General features: G+C 68.0%; 11 protein-coding genes. 3 read left to right on the top strand and 8 right to left on the bottom strand.

Translation table 11 applies throughout. The features are described 5' to 3' along the window. Positions 1 to 262: 262 nt before the first annotated feature. On the bottom strand, positions 263 to 1585 hold the full coding sequence (locus ACQP6G_RS20750) for an ABC transporter substrate-binding protein (protein WP_429767208.1): 1323 nt from the start codon (positions 1583 to 1585) through the stop codon (positions 263 to 265). A 149-nt stretch (positions 1586 to 1734) separates the two neighbouring features. Here ACQP6G_RS20750 and ACQP6G_RS20755 point away from each other — a divergent pair, with 149 nt between their 5' ends. Next, a complete protein-coding gene (locus ACQP6G_RS20755) occupies positions 1735 to 2751 on the top strand; it encodes a LacI family DNA-binding transcriptional regulator (RefSeq protein ID WP_429767210.1) in 1017 nt (338 codons plus the stop codon). A 101-nt stretch (positions 2752 to 2852) separates the two neighbouring features. Here ACQP6G_RS20755 and ACQP6G_RS20760 read toward each other — a convergent pair whose 3' ends face one another. The 6 genes from ACQP6G_RS20760 to ACQP6G_RS20785 form a co-directional block, all read right to left on the bottom strand. After that, positions 2853 to 3893, bottom strand: a complete 1041-nt coding sequence (locus ACQP6G_RS20760) for a family 43 glycosylhydrolase (protein WP_429767211.1) — start codon at positions 3891 to 3893, stop codon at positions 2853 to 2855. 734 nt (positions 3894 to 4627) lie between these two features. Further along, positions 4628 to 5752, bottom strand: a complete 1125-nt coding sequence (locus ACQP6G_RS20765; protein ID WP_429767212.1) for a rhamnogalacturonan acetylesterase — start codon at positions 5750 to 5752, stop codon at positions 4628 to 4630. A gap of 37 nt (positions 5753 to 5789) precedes the next feature. After that, the gene (locus ACQP6G_RS20770; protein WP_429767213.1) at positions 5790 to 7670 is read right to left on the bottom strand and encodes a rhamnogalacturonan lyase family protein; all 1881 of its coding nucleotides are present in this window, start codon (positions 7668 to 7670) and stop codon (positions 5790 to 5792) included. After that, complete coding sequence (locus ACQP6G_RS20775; RefSeq protein WP_429767215.1) at positions 7667 to 10396, bottom strand: exo-rhamnogalacturonan lyase family protein; 2730 nt, start codon at positions 10394 to 10396, stop codon at positions 7667 to 7669. The genes ACQP6G_RS20770 and ACQP6G_RS20775 overlap by 4 nt, the downstream gene beginning before the upstream one ends. Positions 10397 to 10848: 452 nt before the next feature. Next, complete coding sequence (locus ACQP6G_RS20780; protein WP_429767216.1) at positions 10849 to 11808, bottom strand: aldose 1-epimerase family protein; 960 nt, start codon at positions 11806 to 11808, stop codon at positions 10849 to 10851. Positions 11809 to 11893: 85 nt separating this feature from the next. Further along, a complete protein-coding gene (locus tag ACQP6G_RS20785) occupies positions 11894 to 12874 on the bottom strand; it encodes a LacI family DNA-binding transcriptional regulator (protein ID WP_429767218.1) in 981 nt (326 codons plus the stop codon). A gap of 410 nt (positions 12875 to 13284) precedes the next feature. Between ACQP6G_RS20785 and ACQP6G_RS20790 the strand changes: the two genes are divergently transcribed. Then, positions 13285 to 15807: a rhamnogalacturonan lyase gene (locus ACQP6G_RS20790; RefSeq protein WP_429767220.1), complete on the top strand. Its 2523-nt coding sequence runs from the start codon at positions 13285 to 13287 to the stop codon at positions 15805 to 15807. 68 nt (positions 15808 to 15875) lie between these two features. Further along, positions 15876 to 17189, top strand: coding sequence for an ABC transporter substrate-binding protein (locus tag ACQP6G_RS20795; RefSeq protein WP_429767222.1), 1314 nt, complete (start codon positions 15876 to 15878; stop codon positions 17187 to 17189). Between the two features lie 50 nt (positions 17190 to 17239). Here ACQP6G_RS20795 and ACQP6G_RS20800 read toward each other — a convergent pair. Beyond that, the coding region (locus ACQP6G_RS20800) for a hypothetical protein (RefSeq protein WP_429767223.1) at positions 17240 to 17419 on the bottom strand (180 nt) is incomplete at its 5' end.

Here is a 17419-nt window from a genome sequence, read left to right on the forward strand (position 1 = left end):
ACCATCGGGAACGCCGTCAACACCACAAAACCCACCAACCACGGCGACAAGAACGCGAACCCCGCACCAGCATCACGCCGTATGGACGAATTGCGGGGGCTACGAGGCAGGCCCTGTGGAGACGGATTGGCCGTGGACTGGGCGACAGTCATCAGGATGCCCTTTCGGACGGTGTAGATGGAAGCTTGGCGGGAGGGCCATCCCTCGTCTGCGCTGGTGGCGGGCGCGAGCCGCCCGCCACCGCGCTATGACAGTTGGGGGATCACGGCTGCGGAATCACGCCTTCGGCGTACGAGAACCACTGGGTCACGAACTCGTCGACCGTGATGTTGCCGTACTGGAGTTCCTCACCGAGGCGCCTGAACTCCACCTCGATCTCGCCGAATCCCTCGACCGGAAGTGGCGCCGTCGCGGTCACCAGCTCTGCGACGTCCTTCTCGTACTGCAGAACCTGCTCGTCCACCGAGCCCGGCTCGACGTCCATCGCGTCGATCTGCGCCTGCACGGCGGGCACGCCCTTCGAGGTACCGAAGATCTTCCCGACCTCAGGTTCGTTGATCAGGAAGTCGATCAGCGCCGCGGCCGCCGCGGGCTCCTCTGACTGGGACGATGCCGACAGCAGCATCCCGGGCTTCCAGAACTGCTGTGGCCCGTTCTCCCCGGAGGGGAGCGGGAGCATCTCGACGGCCGAGTCGCCGAGCTCCGCCTCGTACTGCGCCAGGAAGTTGTCCCAGGTCGTCTCGACTGCAACTTCACCGTTGGTGAATCCCGTCACGGGAGCAAGCTGGTTCGAGCGCTGGATCGGAAAGAGCACATCGCCGGCGTCCCGGTACGGCTGGCCGCGGTTGAGCCAGTCGGTAAGGTCCGCCTGGTCGAAGTTCAGCTGACCGTCATCGGTGAACGGCTCTTGACCCTGCGTCAGCAGATACTGGAGGAAGAACCAGAAGTTGACCCAGTAGTCGGAGCCTCCGTAGACGACCGGTTCCTTTCCAGCCCCAGCCTTCGAAACCTCCTCGATCCATGCGTCGAACTCGTCCCACGTGTACCCCTCGGGAAGTGGCTCGACGCCCAGGTCGTCCAGCAGATCCTTGTTGTAGAAGTTCGCGAGCGTGTTCACGCTCGTGGGGATGCCGATCTGCCCGCCCTCGACCAGCCCGGCCTCGAGCAGCGACGGTTCCAGCCCGTCGGTATCGAGGTTGACGCCGATCTGCCCGGTCAGGTCGAGAAGCTGCCCGGTGTTGCCGTACTGACGCAGGTAGGACAGGTCCATCTGCATGACGTCGGGCAGCGCGCCGCCTGCGGCCTCGGTGTTCCGGGCCGTCCAGTAGTCGTCCCATGCCTGGAACTGCGTCTGCACCGTGACGTTCGGGTGCTTCTCCTCGAAGAGGTCGATCGCCTCCTCGTACTTCGAGGCACGGTCGTCGTCACCCCACCACGCGAAGGTGATGGTCACGTCCTTCGCCGGATCCAAGCTCTCTGCGGTTCCAGGCTCGGAGCTTGCCCCGTCGCCACTCCCGCACGCCGCCGTGCTCACCAGGAGCAGCGCCGCCACCGCACCACCCGCCAACTTGCGCACCGCTCTCATCGCAGCCTCCTTGCTCGATGTCACCCGAGCCGTCACAGGACGTCGGTGAATTAACGTTAATGTCAACGTGGAGCGACCCTAGTTAACGTTAATCTCAGTGTCAACGGGTGGTCCGGACCTCGACCGGCCGACATCAGCGGAGGAGAACCATGGCGCGCACCGACAGTCGCTCACGCAAGCCCACGATGATCGACGTGGCGAACCTTGCAGGTGTCTCGCACATGACCGTGTCCCGGTACCTCCGCGACGACCCGACGATCCGCGAGGAGAACCGCGCCAGGATCGCCACGGCGATCGAGGAGCTCGAATACCGCCCCAACCTCGTTGCGCGCGCGATGCGCACGCGCCGCACCGGACGCGTCGCCGTGGTGCTGCCCGCGGGAGGTGCTGTCAGCTCGGTCCGCATTCTTGCCGGGGCCGGTCAGGTCGCGCAGCGGGCGGGGTTCGACATCGAGGTGATCACCCTGGGTGGAGCCGAGGAGCGGCGCACGCAACGACTGCACGAGATCACCGACTCCGGACTCTTCGAAGGCGTGCTCTGCCTCACTCCCTTGCCGGTCGAGACCCGAAACTCGGAGACGCCGCTCAGGGTGACGCCGGTCTACGACGAGGACATGCGCAGCATCGGCGAGCTCGCAGGCGCCGCCCCGCTCGAGGAGATCGTCGAGCATCTCGCCCGGCAGGGGCATCGGCACTTCTTGCACGTCGGAGGCTCCTACCGTCACATGTCCGCGCGCGAACGGCGGGACGCGTACCTCCGATCCGTCGCGCGGCTCCACCTGAACGACCACGGCGTCATCGACGGCGACTGGTCCGCGCAATCCGGCGTCGAGGCCGTGATGGCACTCCCGGGCGACACGCCCGTCACCGCGATCATCGCCGCGAACGACGAGGTCGCGGCCGGCGTCGTCCACGCGTGCCGTGATCGCGGGTGGCGAGTGCCCGACGACATCAGCGTCACGGGTTGGGACGACAACCCCCTGGGTGCCTGGCTCGACCCTGCCCTGACCACGGTGCACGTAGACCAGGCTTTCCTCGGGCTCGGGCGCCTCGAGATGGCTGAGCTGCTCCGCTCTCTTGGCCGGGACATGGAGATCGAAGAGGCCCCGACCCTGTCTGTCATCTGGCGGAACTCCACAGCAGCAGCCCCCACCACCATCGAGTAGCGGACGCCTGCGAGGAGCGGTCGTGAACACAGCGGCAGTCCCCCGTCAGGCGCAGGGTCGGACAGGGCCGACGTTCGACCGCAGGGTTGTCGCACGCTCACTCATGCGTAGTCCTCGATCCGCCACTCGTCGTGCCAGTCAAGGAAGGCGCCGCTCTCCGTGAACCGGAACGGCAGCCAGACGTAGTCCGCGATCGACGTGTCCACCTCGGTCAGCTCCGGCCACACGCCGTCGACATGGCCGCCCATCGGCCGGAAGCGCTCGGCGTACATCCGCACGGCGGCGTCGCTGGACGCGGTGTAGCGCGGAAGCCACCGGTCGGCCAGCGCGATGTACAGGTCCTTCTTGTGCGGGTGCTTGAAGACCGAGCTGACCTGCGACTGGTAGGAGCTGCGGGTCGGGTCGTCCGGGTGCGGGTCGTTGAGCACGGTCCACGGGCCGTGGTAACTGGGCGCCGAGGCCACCTGGGAGGGGTTCGGGTAGTACCCCGTCGTCCCGGACGTCACCAGGTAGTGCCGCCCCTCCCGCTGAAAGTATGCCGGAGCCTCGCGCACATACGGGGGCTGAAGCAGCGGGAAGTGCGTCGAGTAATAGCCCGTCACGTCGGTGTAGTCGGGGTTCAGGTCGGCGCAGATCAGCTCGCTGTGCACGCGTTCGAAGTAGTAGTAGCCCTTGCCGTCCGTCGGGTCGACGACGAGGTCGAAGTCTCCGGCGTTCATGCCGACAGGCTTGAGGTCCTCGTGGATCGCCTCGTACGGGCCGAGGATGTCGTCGGCGACCAGGACGGTCGACCGCTGACCCTTCGGCGACATCACCTTCAGCCACATGACGAACCGGCCGGTCTCCGGATGCCGGAGGATGTGCGGCCGGTCCACGCCCTGCGACGGGTGCAGCGGCGACGACTCGTCCTCCACCACCGGCGGGACGATCAGGCCGCGGTCGTCCCAGTTGTACAGGTCGGTCGACGAGTAGCACCGGATGCCCCAGTGCCAGATCCCGCTGTCGGGTGTCGAGCGCTCCTTGTTCTCCCCATACCAGTAGAAGGTGCCGTCCACCTCGAGGATCGAACTGCCATGGGCCTGGATCCGCTTGCCCTCGGTGTCGAACCAGGGCATGCCCGGAGTGATGGAGGTGCGTGTCACTTTCGTCCTTCGCGAATGGATGCCGTCGTTTGCGGAGGTGCCACCGTGCCGGCACGCCATCACACCCCTCGATCAACGCCTCGTGGGAGGAACGCCGCCGGGCCATGGTGCTGTGACCAGCTCAGCTCGATCCCACCGAGACCACAGTCCGGCAGCCCGACCAGCGCCGGCTGGATGAGGTCGTTGCGCTAGAAGAATTCGTACCCCGCATTCGGTCCACCCTTGGTGCGCGTACACCTTCTCGAGGGGGCCTTCGTCCCATTGGCGGGGGCGCTCGGTGCGCGCCACACGATCAACGGAAAGAAGACGGGTACGCCGCCCCGACGCCCCTGGTACGCCCGCTGGTCCAGGTACATCGGAAGCCGGGCGCGGCTAGGCCAGCGAGGCTGTCCGGAGCAATCTGCAGACGGTCGCGGCCTCGTCGGTGGGTGTATTCGCGCGCATGCGACGAACCTACGGGGCTTGACCGCGGGTGACGATGGGCGATCGCGCTGCGAGCATGGACGAAACGACGGTAGTCGCCGGTCTGCTAGGCGATCGGCTCTCCGGACACCGCATGATCGTCGTACCTCCGCACTGGTGCTTCCGAGCCAGCGGGAAGGATGACCCGCTCCGCGTTCGAACTGGAAGGGAGTACCGCTGAGGAACACCACGTCGGGCTCCGACAATTCCTAGGGACATCGCCATGGGGCGACACGCTCCGGGTGTGCGTGCCGCCCCCTCGCACGGACGGCTCAGCGAGTCGCGCTCCAGTAGCGTTCGGGCACCAGCCCGAGGTCGTGAAGGGCACCTGCCACCAGCCCTGCGTAGACAGTGGCGCCGTACTCCGAGGTATGGGTGCGGTCGCCGTTCTCGCGGATCATATAGATGGGCTCTGATTCGACCGGGCCGAGACCTTCGACCAGTTCTTCGCTCATGGCCGTGAGGTCGATGAGGGGAACATCGAGGCCTGTCGCAACGCCACGCATCTCGGCGGGCAGGTCGGCCTCGCCGGTGACGATGAGGCCGATCGAGTTCAGCTGGTCACCCTCGAACCGATGCCGCACGATGGGCGTCACCAGCACGGGCGTCGCGCCCGTAGCGCGGACACGGGTGACGATCTCTGTCAGGTTGGCGCGGTACTGCTCGGCCGTCGTCGTCTTGTCGTTGTGCGCGAGCTGCACGAGAACAAGATCACCGCCGTGCAGCTGCGGTTCGAGGGCGTCGAACATCACGGACTTCGCCAGGACCGATGTCGTGCTCTCCCCCGAGCCGGAGTGGTTGATCACGCTCACCCCACGGCCGAAGTACGTCGGCAGCTCTTGTCCCCAGCCGGCGTACGGGACCCAGCTCTGGTCGGTGACGGTGGAGTCGCCGAGAAGCGCGATCTTCCTGGTCCCTTCCGATGCCTCGTGGATGCCGATGCCTGAGACGTGCGGGGCGTCGCCAGTGAACGTGAGCGTGAGACCGGGACTTCCTTCGCCGTCCCGTCCGTTCTGCTGTGCCTCGGGGTTGCGGACGTTCACCGTGAAGGTCCTGCGATCCAGCTCGCCGGCGTCGGTCTCGACGGTGTCGACCATGAGGCGGCGGGTCTCCGCCTGTACGCGGGTGCTGGCCGACTCGTGTCGATCGCCGAGCATGACGGTGACGTCATAGTGGCCAGGGGGGAGGTCCGGGTACGTGCACACGGTGCTGCCCGTGTCGGTGTCCGCGCACTGTTCGAGCAAGGCGGGGTCGGGGCGCGGGGCGCTGCTTCCCGGGGTGAGCGCGACCGCCGTCGGGGTCCCCGCGAGGGCTACTGCGGCAACGCCAGCGGATACCGCCGCCGTGAGTGCACGTCGCGTGCGCCGGTGGGTGGTCGGGAGGTGCTCGGAATTCATGACGTCGTTGTCCTTTCCAAGAGGGTCTCGTGCGTCGTTATTCGTCGGTTCCGGCGTAGGTGATGTTCGGCCTTGGGGGTGTGCTCATGCCGTCGCCGATGAAGTAGCTGGTGTGGTGCGACTGCATGTATCCCTTGAGCGTCATGGCGTTCCGGTAGGCCGGGTCGTGCGCGAGGGTGGGCAGCCGCAGGTCGGAGGGAACGTCGGTCGTGAAGACGATCAGCTCGTCAAAGCCCGCGTTCGTGTAGACGGCCTCTTCGCGCCAGTCACCGACGATGTCGCCCACGAGGGCGGGGTTGCGCCCGCCTGCCGCGTTCACGGCCCCGTATCGGCCGATGGTCTCCAGGCGTGGCAGGGCGTTCGAGGGCGCGGGACTCGCAGGGTCCCACTGCTCGATCTTGCCGTCGTTGAGCAGCTCGATCATCGGGTCGCCGTCCCACCACAGACCCAGCTGCGGCCAGGGCGACAGGGACGTGTCGGGCTCGGCGAGCTCGTTGGTCGAGGCGTTGTAGAGGCCGGAAAAGGACCACGCCTCCATGCCGGGATGGTTCGGGTCGATGTCGCCGACCATGCCACGACCGACGTCGGTGCCGGCAGTGCCGAGATGCCCCCAGAGCATCTCCCCGGTCGAGGCGTCGTAGTAGTACTCCAGGAGCCCGCTGGGGTTGCGCTGCTGGACGCCGTAGCCCTCCAGGCCGGGCCGGGCGGGGTCGATATCGGCGATGTGGAAGCGGTCGCCGTGAATGACGTCAGGCCCGAGTGTGTAGCGCAGGGTGCCGTCGCCGTTGAGTACGAAGCCGATCTCGGCGATCTCGTCGCGCCCGTCGCCGTCGACGTCGACGATGCGGGTGTTGTGCCCGTCGGGCAGGTCCTGGTCGCCGCGCAGGAACGTCCACTCCTGTGTCAGGTCGGTGCCGTCGAAGGTCCAGGCGGCATACATGAGGTTGAACCCGCCGTCGCCGACACGGTTCTTCAGGTAGCCCACGAGGTGCGGGGTCGTGCCGTCGAGGTAGCCGACGCCGAAGCGTGCGTACATCGGGCCGTCGGCGACGTAGTCGTCGGGCACAGGTGCGGTGGCCCGCGCGGCACCGGTCTGGCCGTCGAGGATCGCGATGGCCTGGTGGACGTCGTCGTCGAGCTCTAGGGTCTCGCCGTCGCCGAATGTCACGCCGTTCGCTACACGGAGTGCGACCTCGGCACGACCGTCGTCGTCGAGGTCTGCAACGGTCACACCGTCCCAGTGCCCGACGTCGATCGTGGCCGAGCCGCCCTCGATGTTGTCCTGGTCGGTGCTGTTCGGGCCCAGGTCGACCGACCACAGCCTCGTACCGTCGCTGCGGTAGGCCTCGATCGACTGCGGTGACGTCTGGCGGTCGAGGACGAAGTCGTACTCCCCGTCGCTGTCGAGGTCACCCACCCAGACGAACTTCACCGGCCCGCCGGCGGCGATCGGGATGCGGTGCGCCGGCTCGACGGCGTGCTCGGCCGTCAGCGTGAACGCCTCGCCGGGCTCCTGCTCGTCGCCATCCGCGACAGGGACCACACGGTAGGCGTTGTCGACACCGAGATCGGCGCTGGCGTCGACGAGGTTCGTCCCGCCCGTGAGCGGCTCGTCGGTCAGGCGCTGCCAGGCCCCGCCGTCGGCCGAACGCTCGACGTGGAAGCCAAGGCCAGCGGGGTCGAGGCCGAGCAGCCGCCAGCTCACCAGCACCTCGGTCTCCCCGGAGCGCACCGCCACCACGCCGCGGCCGAGCGCCTCCATCGGTCGCGCCTCGATCGCGGCGTCCGCGCGCGAGTCGTCGGAGAGGACTTCCGCCCCCGCAGGACCGAAGGCGGTCGCGGACAGGGAGGCGGCCACCAGGGCGCCGGTCACGGTCGCGCCACGCACGGTGCGGCGCCTGCCCGGGGCCGCGCTCACGAGAGCTTCTCCCCGACGAGGGCGAGGCACTGGATCGCCGCGAGCCCGTACTGCGCGGACGCGTTGGACGAGAAGCCTGCCTCGTCGACCGCCCGCAGCACGGCGGGCGGCTCCACCTGGTGGGTGCCCCAGTCCATGTCGTCCGGGTAGCCGGCGTGCCCGGTCGCGAGCTCCTTCCAGGCGCGTGCGGCGAGCGCGTCGTCGCCCAGCCGCGCGGCGGCGTACGCGGTGGCGCGCGAGTACGACTGCTTGAGGTTGAGGCTGCCCCAGTCCGACCCGGTCGCCTCCGTCTGCTCGGCCTTGGTGCCGTTGTACAGGCGGCAGAACTCGACCCAGCGGGCCTCGACCTCCGGCTCGTCGACCAGGTCCAGCAGCTCCGTCATGACCTCGATCAGGCCGAACACGGAACTGAGGCTGCCGACCTCCACATCCTTCTCGGGCCCGGAGGAGAACGTCGCCGTCTCCAGGTCGTAGGTGGAGCCGGCCTGCACCCACGCGTTGGGCAGCGCGGCGATCGACCGGGCGCTCGCCAGCAGGCGCTCGCGGGCCCGTGGGTCCCCGCCGCGCTCCCACTCGGTGAGCCACGCCCCGGCGATCGCGCCCCAGTCGGTGGTCTTGCTCAGCGGGAGCGCCGTCGGGTCCGGGTCGTACTCGCCCGTGGAGCCGTCCACCTTGCGGCCCGCGTTCAGCACCAGGTAGGTGCGGTCGGAGTCGACCAGCTCGCGCAGCAGGTCGCCGGAGCGCTCGTCGCCCGTGAGGAAGTAGGCGAAGCGGCGGTAGTTCGCGTTGCTGATCCGCACCTGCTTGGCGCTGTCGCCCCAGTGCTGCACACCGTGCCGCGTGCCCAGCCCCTTCCACTCGCCCAGGTGGTACTGGTCCACCTCGCCGGTGTGCCGGCTCATGGCCTCGGCGAACCGGAAGGCCCGCGCGTCGCCGGTGCGCAGGTAGTGGTACCAGAGCCACAGGTCCGTGGACAGCTCCGAATTGTCCCACGCGTAGCCGCCGACGTCGTACCTCCACTGGTGCCGGTCGCCGTCGTAGGAGTGCATGACGTCGCCGTAGTCCCAGAAGCCGTACCAGGACCGCTGGTCCACCTGCTCCAGGTGGTAGCGGTGGATCGCGTCGAGCCGATCCTCGATGGTCGACCGCGCCGCCGTGGACCGGTCGGCCGGCGACCACGAGCCGAACACGCCCGCCGAGTGGTTGTGCTGCGGGCTGCTCGCGGGCAGGGGCGGGGTGGCGGTCGCCGCCGCGAGCTCGGCGAACCGTGCGGCGGAGGGCGTGGCGGCCAGCGCCCAGAACATCAGCTCGGTGGTGCGCCCGACGCCGTACGGGGTGCCGAACCCCGGCTCGTAGTCCTCGTAGGTGATCTCCAGGGCGTCGAGCTGCTCGGGGTACGTGCCCTGGCCCATGCCGTCGTGGTAGAACCGCAGGTCCATCGCCTCGGCCCGCGGCGACCACATCCACACGGTGGCGTCCGCCTCGTCGGTCGCGGCGCCGGTGATCTCCAGCTCCGTGGGGTGCAGCTGCCAGAAGTCGCGCATCCCGAACGCCAGCCCTCCCGACGGCGTCCCGACGTAGCCGAGGCCGGGCGCGCGCGTGCCGGCGTCCGACCGGACCCACGAGTGCCCGGAGCCCGTGCGCTTGCGGATCTCGAACCCGTGCGCCGTCAGCTGCGACAGGCTGTGGTCGCCCCACGCAGGGATCCACTTGAGGCGGGTGGTGACCCGCTGGTCCCAGGTGGCCGGGTCCGGCAGCGCCCGGCCCTCAACCTGGGCGGTGCGCACCACCTCGCCCGGGTCGCGGCGCATGCCGGTGACGCCGCGCACCGCCTCGGCGAGCACACCGCCGTCGGGCCCGGCGAAGCGCACGTGCCGGTCGTAGAGCTCGCCGCGCATCGGGACCGTGAAGCGCACCCCGAGCCCGGTGACGAAGTCCTTCTCCTCGTCGCCGTCGAAGAAGAACGTGTGCACCAACCGGATCCCGTCCGAGCCCGCGAACAGGGCGAAGCGCAGCACGAACGGCAGCCAGTCGCGGCGTCCCCTGCGGTGCCTGCCCTCCACCTTGACCACGGCGCGCACCGGGCCGGACTGCTCCACGGTGACCTTCTCCACGGTGCCCGCAAACTCCTCGAAACCGACCTTCGCGCCGCGGTCGGAGTCCGGGGAGTCCTGCCGCTGCACGACGAGCCGCCCGTCCCTGGCGACCACCGCGCCGCCGCGGCGGATCGCGCGGACCACCGTGTCCCCCCGGCGGCCGAACTCGACCTGCACGACGCCCGTGTCCACCACGACGCGGCCCGGGTTCTCCTGCACCGTGATCGCGTGCGTGCCCTTCGCGGGGGTGCCCGGCGCGAGCCGGTACGACTCGGCCCGCGGGGCGGACTCGCTCACCGCGTGCGCCGTCCACTTCACCGACCCGTCGGGCCACCACGCGGTGGGCCAGGACTGCACGGGCACGGCCTCGCCCGCCGCGGTCGCCAGGGCGAAGGCCTGGTCGCCGGCCAGCGCGCCGCGCGGCCACGGCACGCCCCAGGTCGCGCCGCCCGCCAAAGCGGCGGGGGCGCCCCCCTCCAGCCAGCGCACGTCGACCGGGTCGTGCCCGGTGAGCTCGAGAGGTGCGAATGCGGGGGAAGGTGCCGCGTTGGCGGTGCGCGCGCTGAGCGCGGCGATTGCGCCTGCGGCAAGTCCTGAGGTCAGGACGGTACGGCGACTGACGTCGACCACGATGGTCACTCCTTCGTGCCAGTGGAAACGGGTCCGACAGTGGACGCGACCCATCGTGCGTCTAGCACGCGCCCGACTTGGCCGAACGGACAAAAACGGACGGCTGCCCGGGTGGGCGGTCAGGCACAGACAGCCAACTGCTCCGCGCAGACCGAGTGCGCGAGCGCACGCCCGGCGGCGAGGCGTTCGGCCTCGTCGACGGCGTGGGCACCTAGTTGTACTGACCCGGGACGCTCCGCCCGCCTCGACACGTGGACCTGCTGCCACGGCTCACCGAGCGTGCGTCCAGTGGTGCCTCGCTGCGTCGGCTACGACGATGCGCTCTGCTTCACGCGTCAGTTCCGCGCCGTCAACGGCGTGAGCCCGACCCAGTTCCGCCGGCAAGCCGGCTACGAAAGGTCTCGCGCCGGTCTGATCAGGCTCGCGGCATCCGACACGACCCGCGCATCTGGCTATGCCGTGACCCGTGCGATCCGCCATTCCATGACGAACGTGCTGCCCGGTTCGAGCACGATCAGGTCGATCTTGGAGTTCAGCGCATCGGGCGGGCACGTCATGGGCTCGATTGCGATGGCGTGGCGCCGATCTCCCCGGTCTGCAGCGTCACAGGTGTAGACCTGTATCCACCTGGCCGAGCTACCGCACTCCAGCTCGACGCCGAACCCCAGTTCATCGGTGACCCGCACCCGGGTCAGCCCCTCAGTGCCTCGGTGAAGAGCGCCGAACGCGTGGTTCAGGACCGTGCCGCCGATGATCCGCCTCTCGCGGAAGTCGAGTTTCGCGTCGTTTGCCGCGACACTCTCGACACTGACGGGGAGGAGCCGGCCCGGCGAAGGCTCCACGAAGAGATCCGCGGGCAGCTCGAGGAACCATCCCTCGACTCCACCGGGGAGCACAGGACCGGCAGCGAGGTACGGGTGACCGCCTAGTCCGAGCGGTGCGGGCACTCCCCCGTCGTTCGTCGCGACCACCCGTTGCCGGAGCCCGTTTGCGTCGACGTCGAACGACACCTCGAGCTGCACTCGCCACGGGTAGCCGGGCTGAGCCTCGATCGTGCCCGCCAAGGTCACATGACTCGCGTCCTGGCGTACGGCGTCGAAGTGCTGCCAGGCAACCAGGCCGTGGGCGGCACTCCCCCGCTCAGGTTCGTTGACGGGTAGCTGGTGGACGACGCCGCCGAACTCGTAGCGACCGTCCGCGGTGCGATTCGGCCACGGCGCGAGCAGGGCGCCACGCATGGCGGGTCGCATCTCGTCTGGTTCGAACGGCACCACCAGGTCGCCGTGGGAGTCGCGCAGCATCCGAAGAGACGCACCAACCGACGCGACGACGGCCTCGTAACCTGCCGCGCGGAGGGTGTGCTGCACTCCGGAGATCGCTGTTCGCGTGCGGTCGAACTGTTGCGTCGTCACGTGACCATCATGGCGCGCAGGCGGGATGATCTGAAGCACGATCGGACGACGGTTCAAGGACGACCGTCTGACCGCAGGCGCATGGCTACGCAGACTCTCGCCATACGACCACAGGGGTGACCACGCGGCATATCGGCGCTGAAGGGTTCATTCCGCCGGCGAACACGTCCGCGAGGATCGACGCCGCTTCGGTGGCCATGACATGCGGCTCCGACGAGAGCGTCGTCAGCGTCGGGCTGATCGCCTCCCCGAGCGAGAGCCCGTCGATGCCGACGATCCGGAGCCGATCCGGGACGTCGAGCCGCAGCGTGTGTGCGCCGTGAACGGCACCCATCGCCATCATGTCGTTGAACGCGAGAACCGTGTCGATCTCCGGGTCCCGGTCAAGCAGCGCACGCAGGCCGTTCGCGCCACCTGCGATCGACTCTGGTTCGCTGACGACCGTGCACGGCACGCCGACCGCCTCCTCGAAATACTGCCGGCGTGGGGATCCCCCGCTTTCCTCGGGGAGCGGGCCGGGAGTGTCGATCATGCCGAAGCGGCGGGCGCCCTTGGCACGAAGGGCGGAGACCAGGTCGAGGATCCCGCTTCGCAGATCGAGCTCGACCGAGTGCATGCCTGCTGCGTCAGCTCGCTGCTCCAACTGCACGAGCGGCAGGCCACGAGCCTCCTGGACGAAGCCTTCGGGCAGCTGATCGAGATATCCGACGATCCCGTCAACCTGGGCCATCATCGAGCGAATGGTCCTCGACTCACCCTGCTCTGAGGTCCCCACGAGAACCTGCCAGTCGCGGCGCTGCAACTCATCGATGAACGAGTCTGCCAGTTGCCCGTAATAGGGATTTCGAAAAGTTCCGACGACCAATCCCACGGCGTGCGTACGCTGGCGCGAGAGATCGATGGCGAAGCGATTCGGCCGGTACCCGAGCGACTCAACCTTCTGCATGACCCGACGACGGGTTTCCTCGCTGATGTCGGGCATTTCGTTGATCGCGCGTGTGACAGTTTGGCGCGACACCCCGGCGGCGCGAGCGACATCGCGAATGGTCACCCGGCTCGACGGCACGACGCCACCCCTTTTCCAGTAGTTTTCGCAGCGACCGGACGTCTGCCTGCGTCCACGCCACGCCTTCGAACTCTAGCGGTGCTCACGCCCAGTGCGTCGGAGGACAACATGTCCAGATGTCGCACGGGCACGCACCATCACGACGTCGTGGGTAGTTGCCGTCACGCAGGAGCTCGACGGCCCGCTCGGCGCAGACGATAGCAGGGCCATTCCGTCACGTGCGCACGCTCCGGCGTGCGGAAGCAGGCCGCCGCGCCTCGTCGCGGTTCGAGTTCGTGACCGGTCACGGTTGCGCGGCCGTGACCGGTCACGGTAGTTTGCCCGGACGTTGGCCGTCGGCACGGACGGTCACTCTTGATCGGAGCGCGGTAAGCGCTCTCCATCGACCGTTTACCAGTGAGGATTCGATGATGAATCGTGCACGACGACTGATCCCTACGCTGCTGGCAACGGGCGCGCTCCTGGCGTGCGGGGGCCTCCCGGCCGCAAGCGCGGACGCCGCGGCGCACAGACCGGCAGACAACGACAGCGCGGCTCCGTTTCAGCTCGAGCAGCTCGACCGCGGCCTCGTCGCGGTCAGCACCGACGAAGGCGTGTTCCTCAGCTGGCGCCTGCTCGGCTCGGAGGCCTCCGGCACTACCAAGACCGGCCTGAAGGGCCCCGACTTTGTCGTCTATCGCGACGGCAAGGCCATCGGCACGGTGACCGAAAGCACCAACTTCTCCGACCCTGACGGCTCCGCCACGTCGAGCTACACCGTCGCCCCGGTGGTGAGTGGCGTCGAGCTCGAGGCGAGTGACCCCGTCACTGCCTGGCAGGACGGCCATCGCGACGTGCCCCTGCAGAAGCCGTCCGACGGTGTCACTCCGGCGGGCGAGGCCTACAGCTATGTGGCCTACGACGCCTCGGCGGCCGACGTCGACGGCGACGGCGCGTACGAGCTCGTGGTGCTCTGGAACCCCACGAACGAGAAGGACGTGTCACTCAAGGGCTACACGGGCAACGTCTATCTCGACACATACGAGCTCGATGGCACCCTGCTCAACCGCCTCGACATGGGCGTCAACATCCGGGCCGGCCAGCACTACACGCAGTTCATGGTCTACGACTTCGACGGCGACGGCCGCTCCGAGACGATGCTGAAGACTGCACCGGGTACGAAGTCCACCGGGTACGACGCCGCCGGCGACGTGACACACCAGGACTACATCACGATGCCCAAGTCCGACATTGCCGCGGGCTACGCCAACACCGACGACTACCGGCTCAGCGCCGAGGGATACCAGGATCACCTGGCGTCGATGTTCGAGGGTTGGAGCGATCACCCCGAGGTGAAGGCCGGTAACTGGCCCGCGACGGTCGAAGACGCCCTCGGCATTCCGGTCACCCACGACTACCCACTCTCGACACAGGACGCCGAGGAGCTGGCCGACTACTTCATCGACGTCTATGCCCCGTCACGCAGCCCACGGAACGAGCTGCGCAAGTACGAGGGCTTCATCCTCGACGGCCCCGAGTACCTCTCGGTGTTCGACAGCACCACGGGCAAGGAACTCCAGACCATCCCCTACAAGCCGGGACGAGGCGACGACGGGCTCTCCTGGGGCGACTACGCGATGAACGTCATCGAGCCCGGGAACCGCGTCGACCGCTTCATCGCGGGAGTCGCCTACCTGGACGGCAAGCACCCCTCCGCCGTCTTTGCCCGTGGGTACTACACCCGGATGACGATGGCGACGTACGACTGGGACGGCAATTCGCTGCGCGAGCGCTGGTACGTCGACAGCGGGCACGTCCCCATGTCGAACCCCTTCAACGACCTGCCGCACGGCCGCGAGGGAAGCGACCCGGTCTGGGGGAGGATGGCTGGCCAGGGCTTCCACTCGATGAGCGCGGCCGACGTCGACGGCGACGGGAAGCAGGAGATCGTGTATGGCTCCGCAACCCTCGACGATGACGGCAGCGTCCTCTACAGCTCGTACGGCACTCTGCCCGAGGGGAGCGCCGCGCCGGGAAAGGTCGCGAAGCTCGGCCACGGCGACGGCATGTACGTGACCGACATCGACCCCAGCCGCCCCGGTCTCGAGATCTTCTCGGTCCACGAGAATGCCCGCAACGCCCCCTACGGCGCCGCGATGCGCGACGCCGCCACGGGCGAGGTCCTGTTCGGCGCCTACTCCGGAAAGGACACCGGAAACGGGCTCATTGGCGACGTGCGTCCGGACGTGCCCGGGATCGAGGCATGGGCGTCGATGCCGACCGGCACGACCGCGAGCGGTCTGCTCAGCGCGCATGGCGAGATCCTGTCGACCGAGAAGCCGGACCTCGTCGATGCGACGATCCACTTCGGTGCGGAGCCCACGACGCAGACGGTGTCGGGGGACCGTGACGGGGCGAAGAGCATCGTCGATTGGCAGCGGGGCACCCTGCTGCACGAGGAGGACACGGCTGGTAATCCGCCGTTGGTCGCCGACATCGTCGGAGACTGGCGCGAAGAGCTGCTCATCCGAACCAAGGACTCGACAGCGCTGCGCATCTTCACGACGACCGAACTCACCACGCACAAGCTGACCACGCTGATGCACGACAAGCAGTATCGCGCGGAGATCGCCCGCCAGAACACCGTCTACAACTACCCCACCCAGCCGGGCTTCTATCTGGCGAGCGACACCGACTGGTCTAAGGTGCCGATCCTCACGACACCCGTGACGCCGAAGGAGCCGCGCTTCATCGACAAGCGTGGACAGTTGCTCGACCTGATCGTGATCCCGAAGAGCACCTCCGTCGACTACTACGTCGACGGCAAGAAGGTGCGGGCCGGCGTGCACCGGGCACCGCGATCTGAGGCCACGGTGGCGGCGGTCCCGAAGCCCTTTTTCGCGATCGACGAAGATGCCGCCGCCAGCTGGACCCACGACTTCAGCCACAAGTGAGACGCCGGAATGGGCGCCGAACTACACCAATTGCTTTCTGGAATTCGACGAGCGAGGAGGCTCACACGATGAGCACCCGGAAGAACACGGCAGTGGGAGCGGCGATGCTGACCGTCGCCCTCACCCTCACGGCCTGCGGTGGCGGACCTGAGACTACGGAGCCCGGCTCCGCGGAGAAGGTGAGCACCGACGAGGACATCACCATCTCCCTCGCGTGGTGGGGCGACGACGACAGGGCGAGCAAGTACGAGGAGGCGGTGGACCTCTTCGAGGAGGAGCACCCCAACATCACGGTGCAGACGCAGTTCCAGGACTGGGACGGCTACTGGACCTCCCGAGCGACCGAGGCCGCCGGCGGCGCGCTGCCCGACGTCATGCAGATGGACCTGTCGTACGTGCGCCAGTACGGCGCCACCGGACAGCTGCTCGACCTCAACGGTCAGGTGGGCGTCAACCTGAACCTCGACGGCTTCGAGGACTCTTTGCTCACCTCCGGCCAGATCGATGAGGGCCAGTATGCGATCCCCACGGGCTCGAACACGCTTGCGGTGCTCTACAACGCTGACCGGCTGAAGGACCTCGGCATCGAGCCGCCGGCCGAGGGCTACACGTGGGACGACTACAACGCCTGGATCGAGAAGGTTTCCGAAGCGGGCAAGGGCAAGGACCCCGTGGTCTACGGCTCCTTCGATTACACCGGCACCCTCTGGTTCTTCCTGCAGTGGCTCGTCCAGCAGGGCGTGGAACCGTTCTCGGAGGACGGGCAGCTGAACTTCGACGAGGCTCAGCTGACCGAGTGGCTGACCTCGGGTCAGGATCTGCGCGACTCGGGCGCCTTCTTCCCGATCAAGAGGACGAAGCAGCTCGAGCCCCTTGGCGGTTTCACGGTCAACGAGACCGCCTCTGAGGCGACTTGGGACAACGTCTTGGCCAACTACGCCGCAGCGAGCGGCCAGGACATCCGCCTGCTGCCGATGCCGTCCGGCGAGAAGGGGCCGCAGCAGTTCTGGAAGCCGGCCATGCTGCTCTCTGCGTCAGGCGAGACCGCGCAGCCCGAGGCCTCCGCGGCCCTGATCGACTTCCTCGTCAACGACCCCGAGGTCGGCAAGATCTTCGGCACCTCCAAGGGCGTGCCCGCCGTCGCCGCGCAGCGCGACGCGATGGAGGTCGAGCCCGGTTCGGTGGATGAGCAGGTCGTGCAGTTCGAAGAGGACATGGCGGACGTCGTCACCGAGCCTGTCCCGGTGCCTGTGGAGGGCATGGGCGAGATCGAGGCGGAGTTCAAGCGCCTCGGCGAGGAACTGCAATACGGCAACATCACCGTCGACGAGTTCGTCACGCAGTGGTTCTCCTTCGCCAACAGCACCGTGAAGCAGTCATGAGCTGTCGAGGGAGCGGCCATCAGGCCGTTCCCTCGACGCCGTGCTGAATGTCAATCTGCTATTTCAAGGATCCTCGTGACTGCAATCGCCCCTCCCCGGTCCGATAGGCCCATCAACACCAGACCACCCAGCCCGAGAAAGGTGTCCCGTCGCCGTGATGCTGGTGCGGGGTTCGCGTTCTTGTCGCCGTGGTTGGTGGGTTTTGTGGTGTTGACGGCGTTCCCGATGGT

This window comes from Isoptericola nanjingensis (genome assembly GCF_050311635.1).
Classification (GTDB): Bacteria; Actinomycetota; Actinomycetes; order Actinomycetales; family Cellulomonadaceae; genus Isoptericola; species Isoptericola nanjingensis.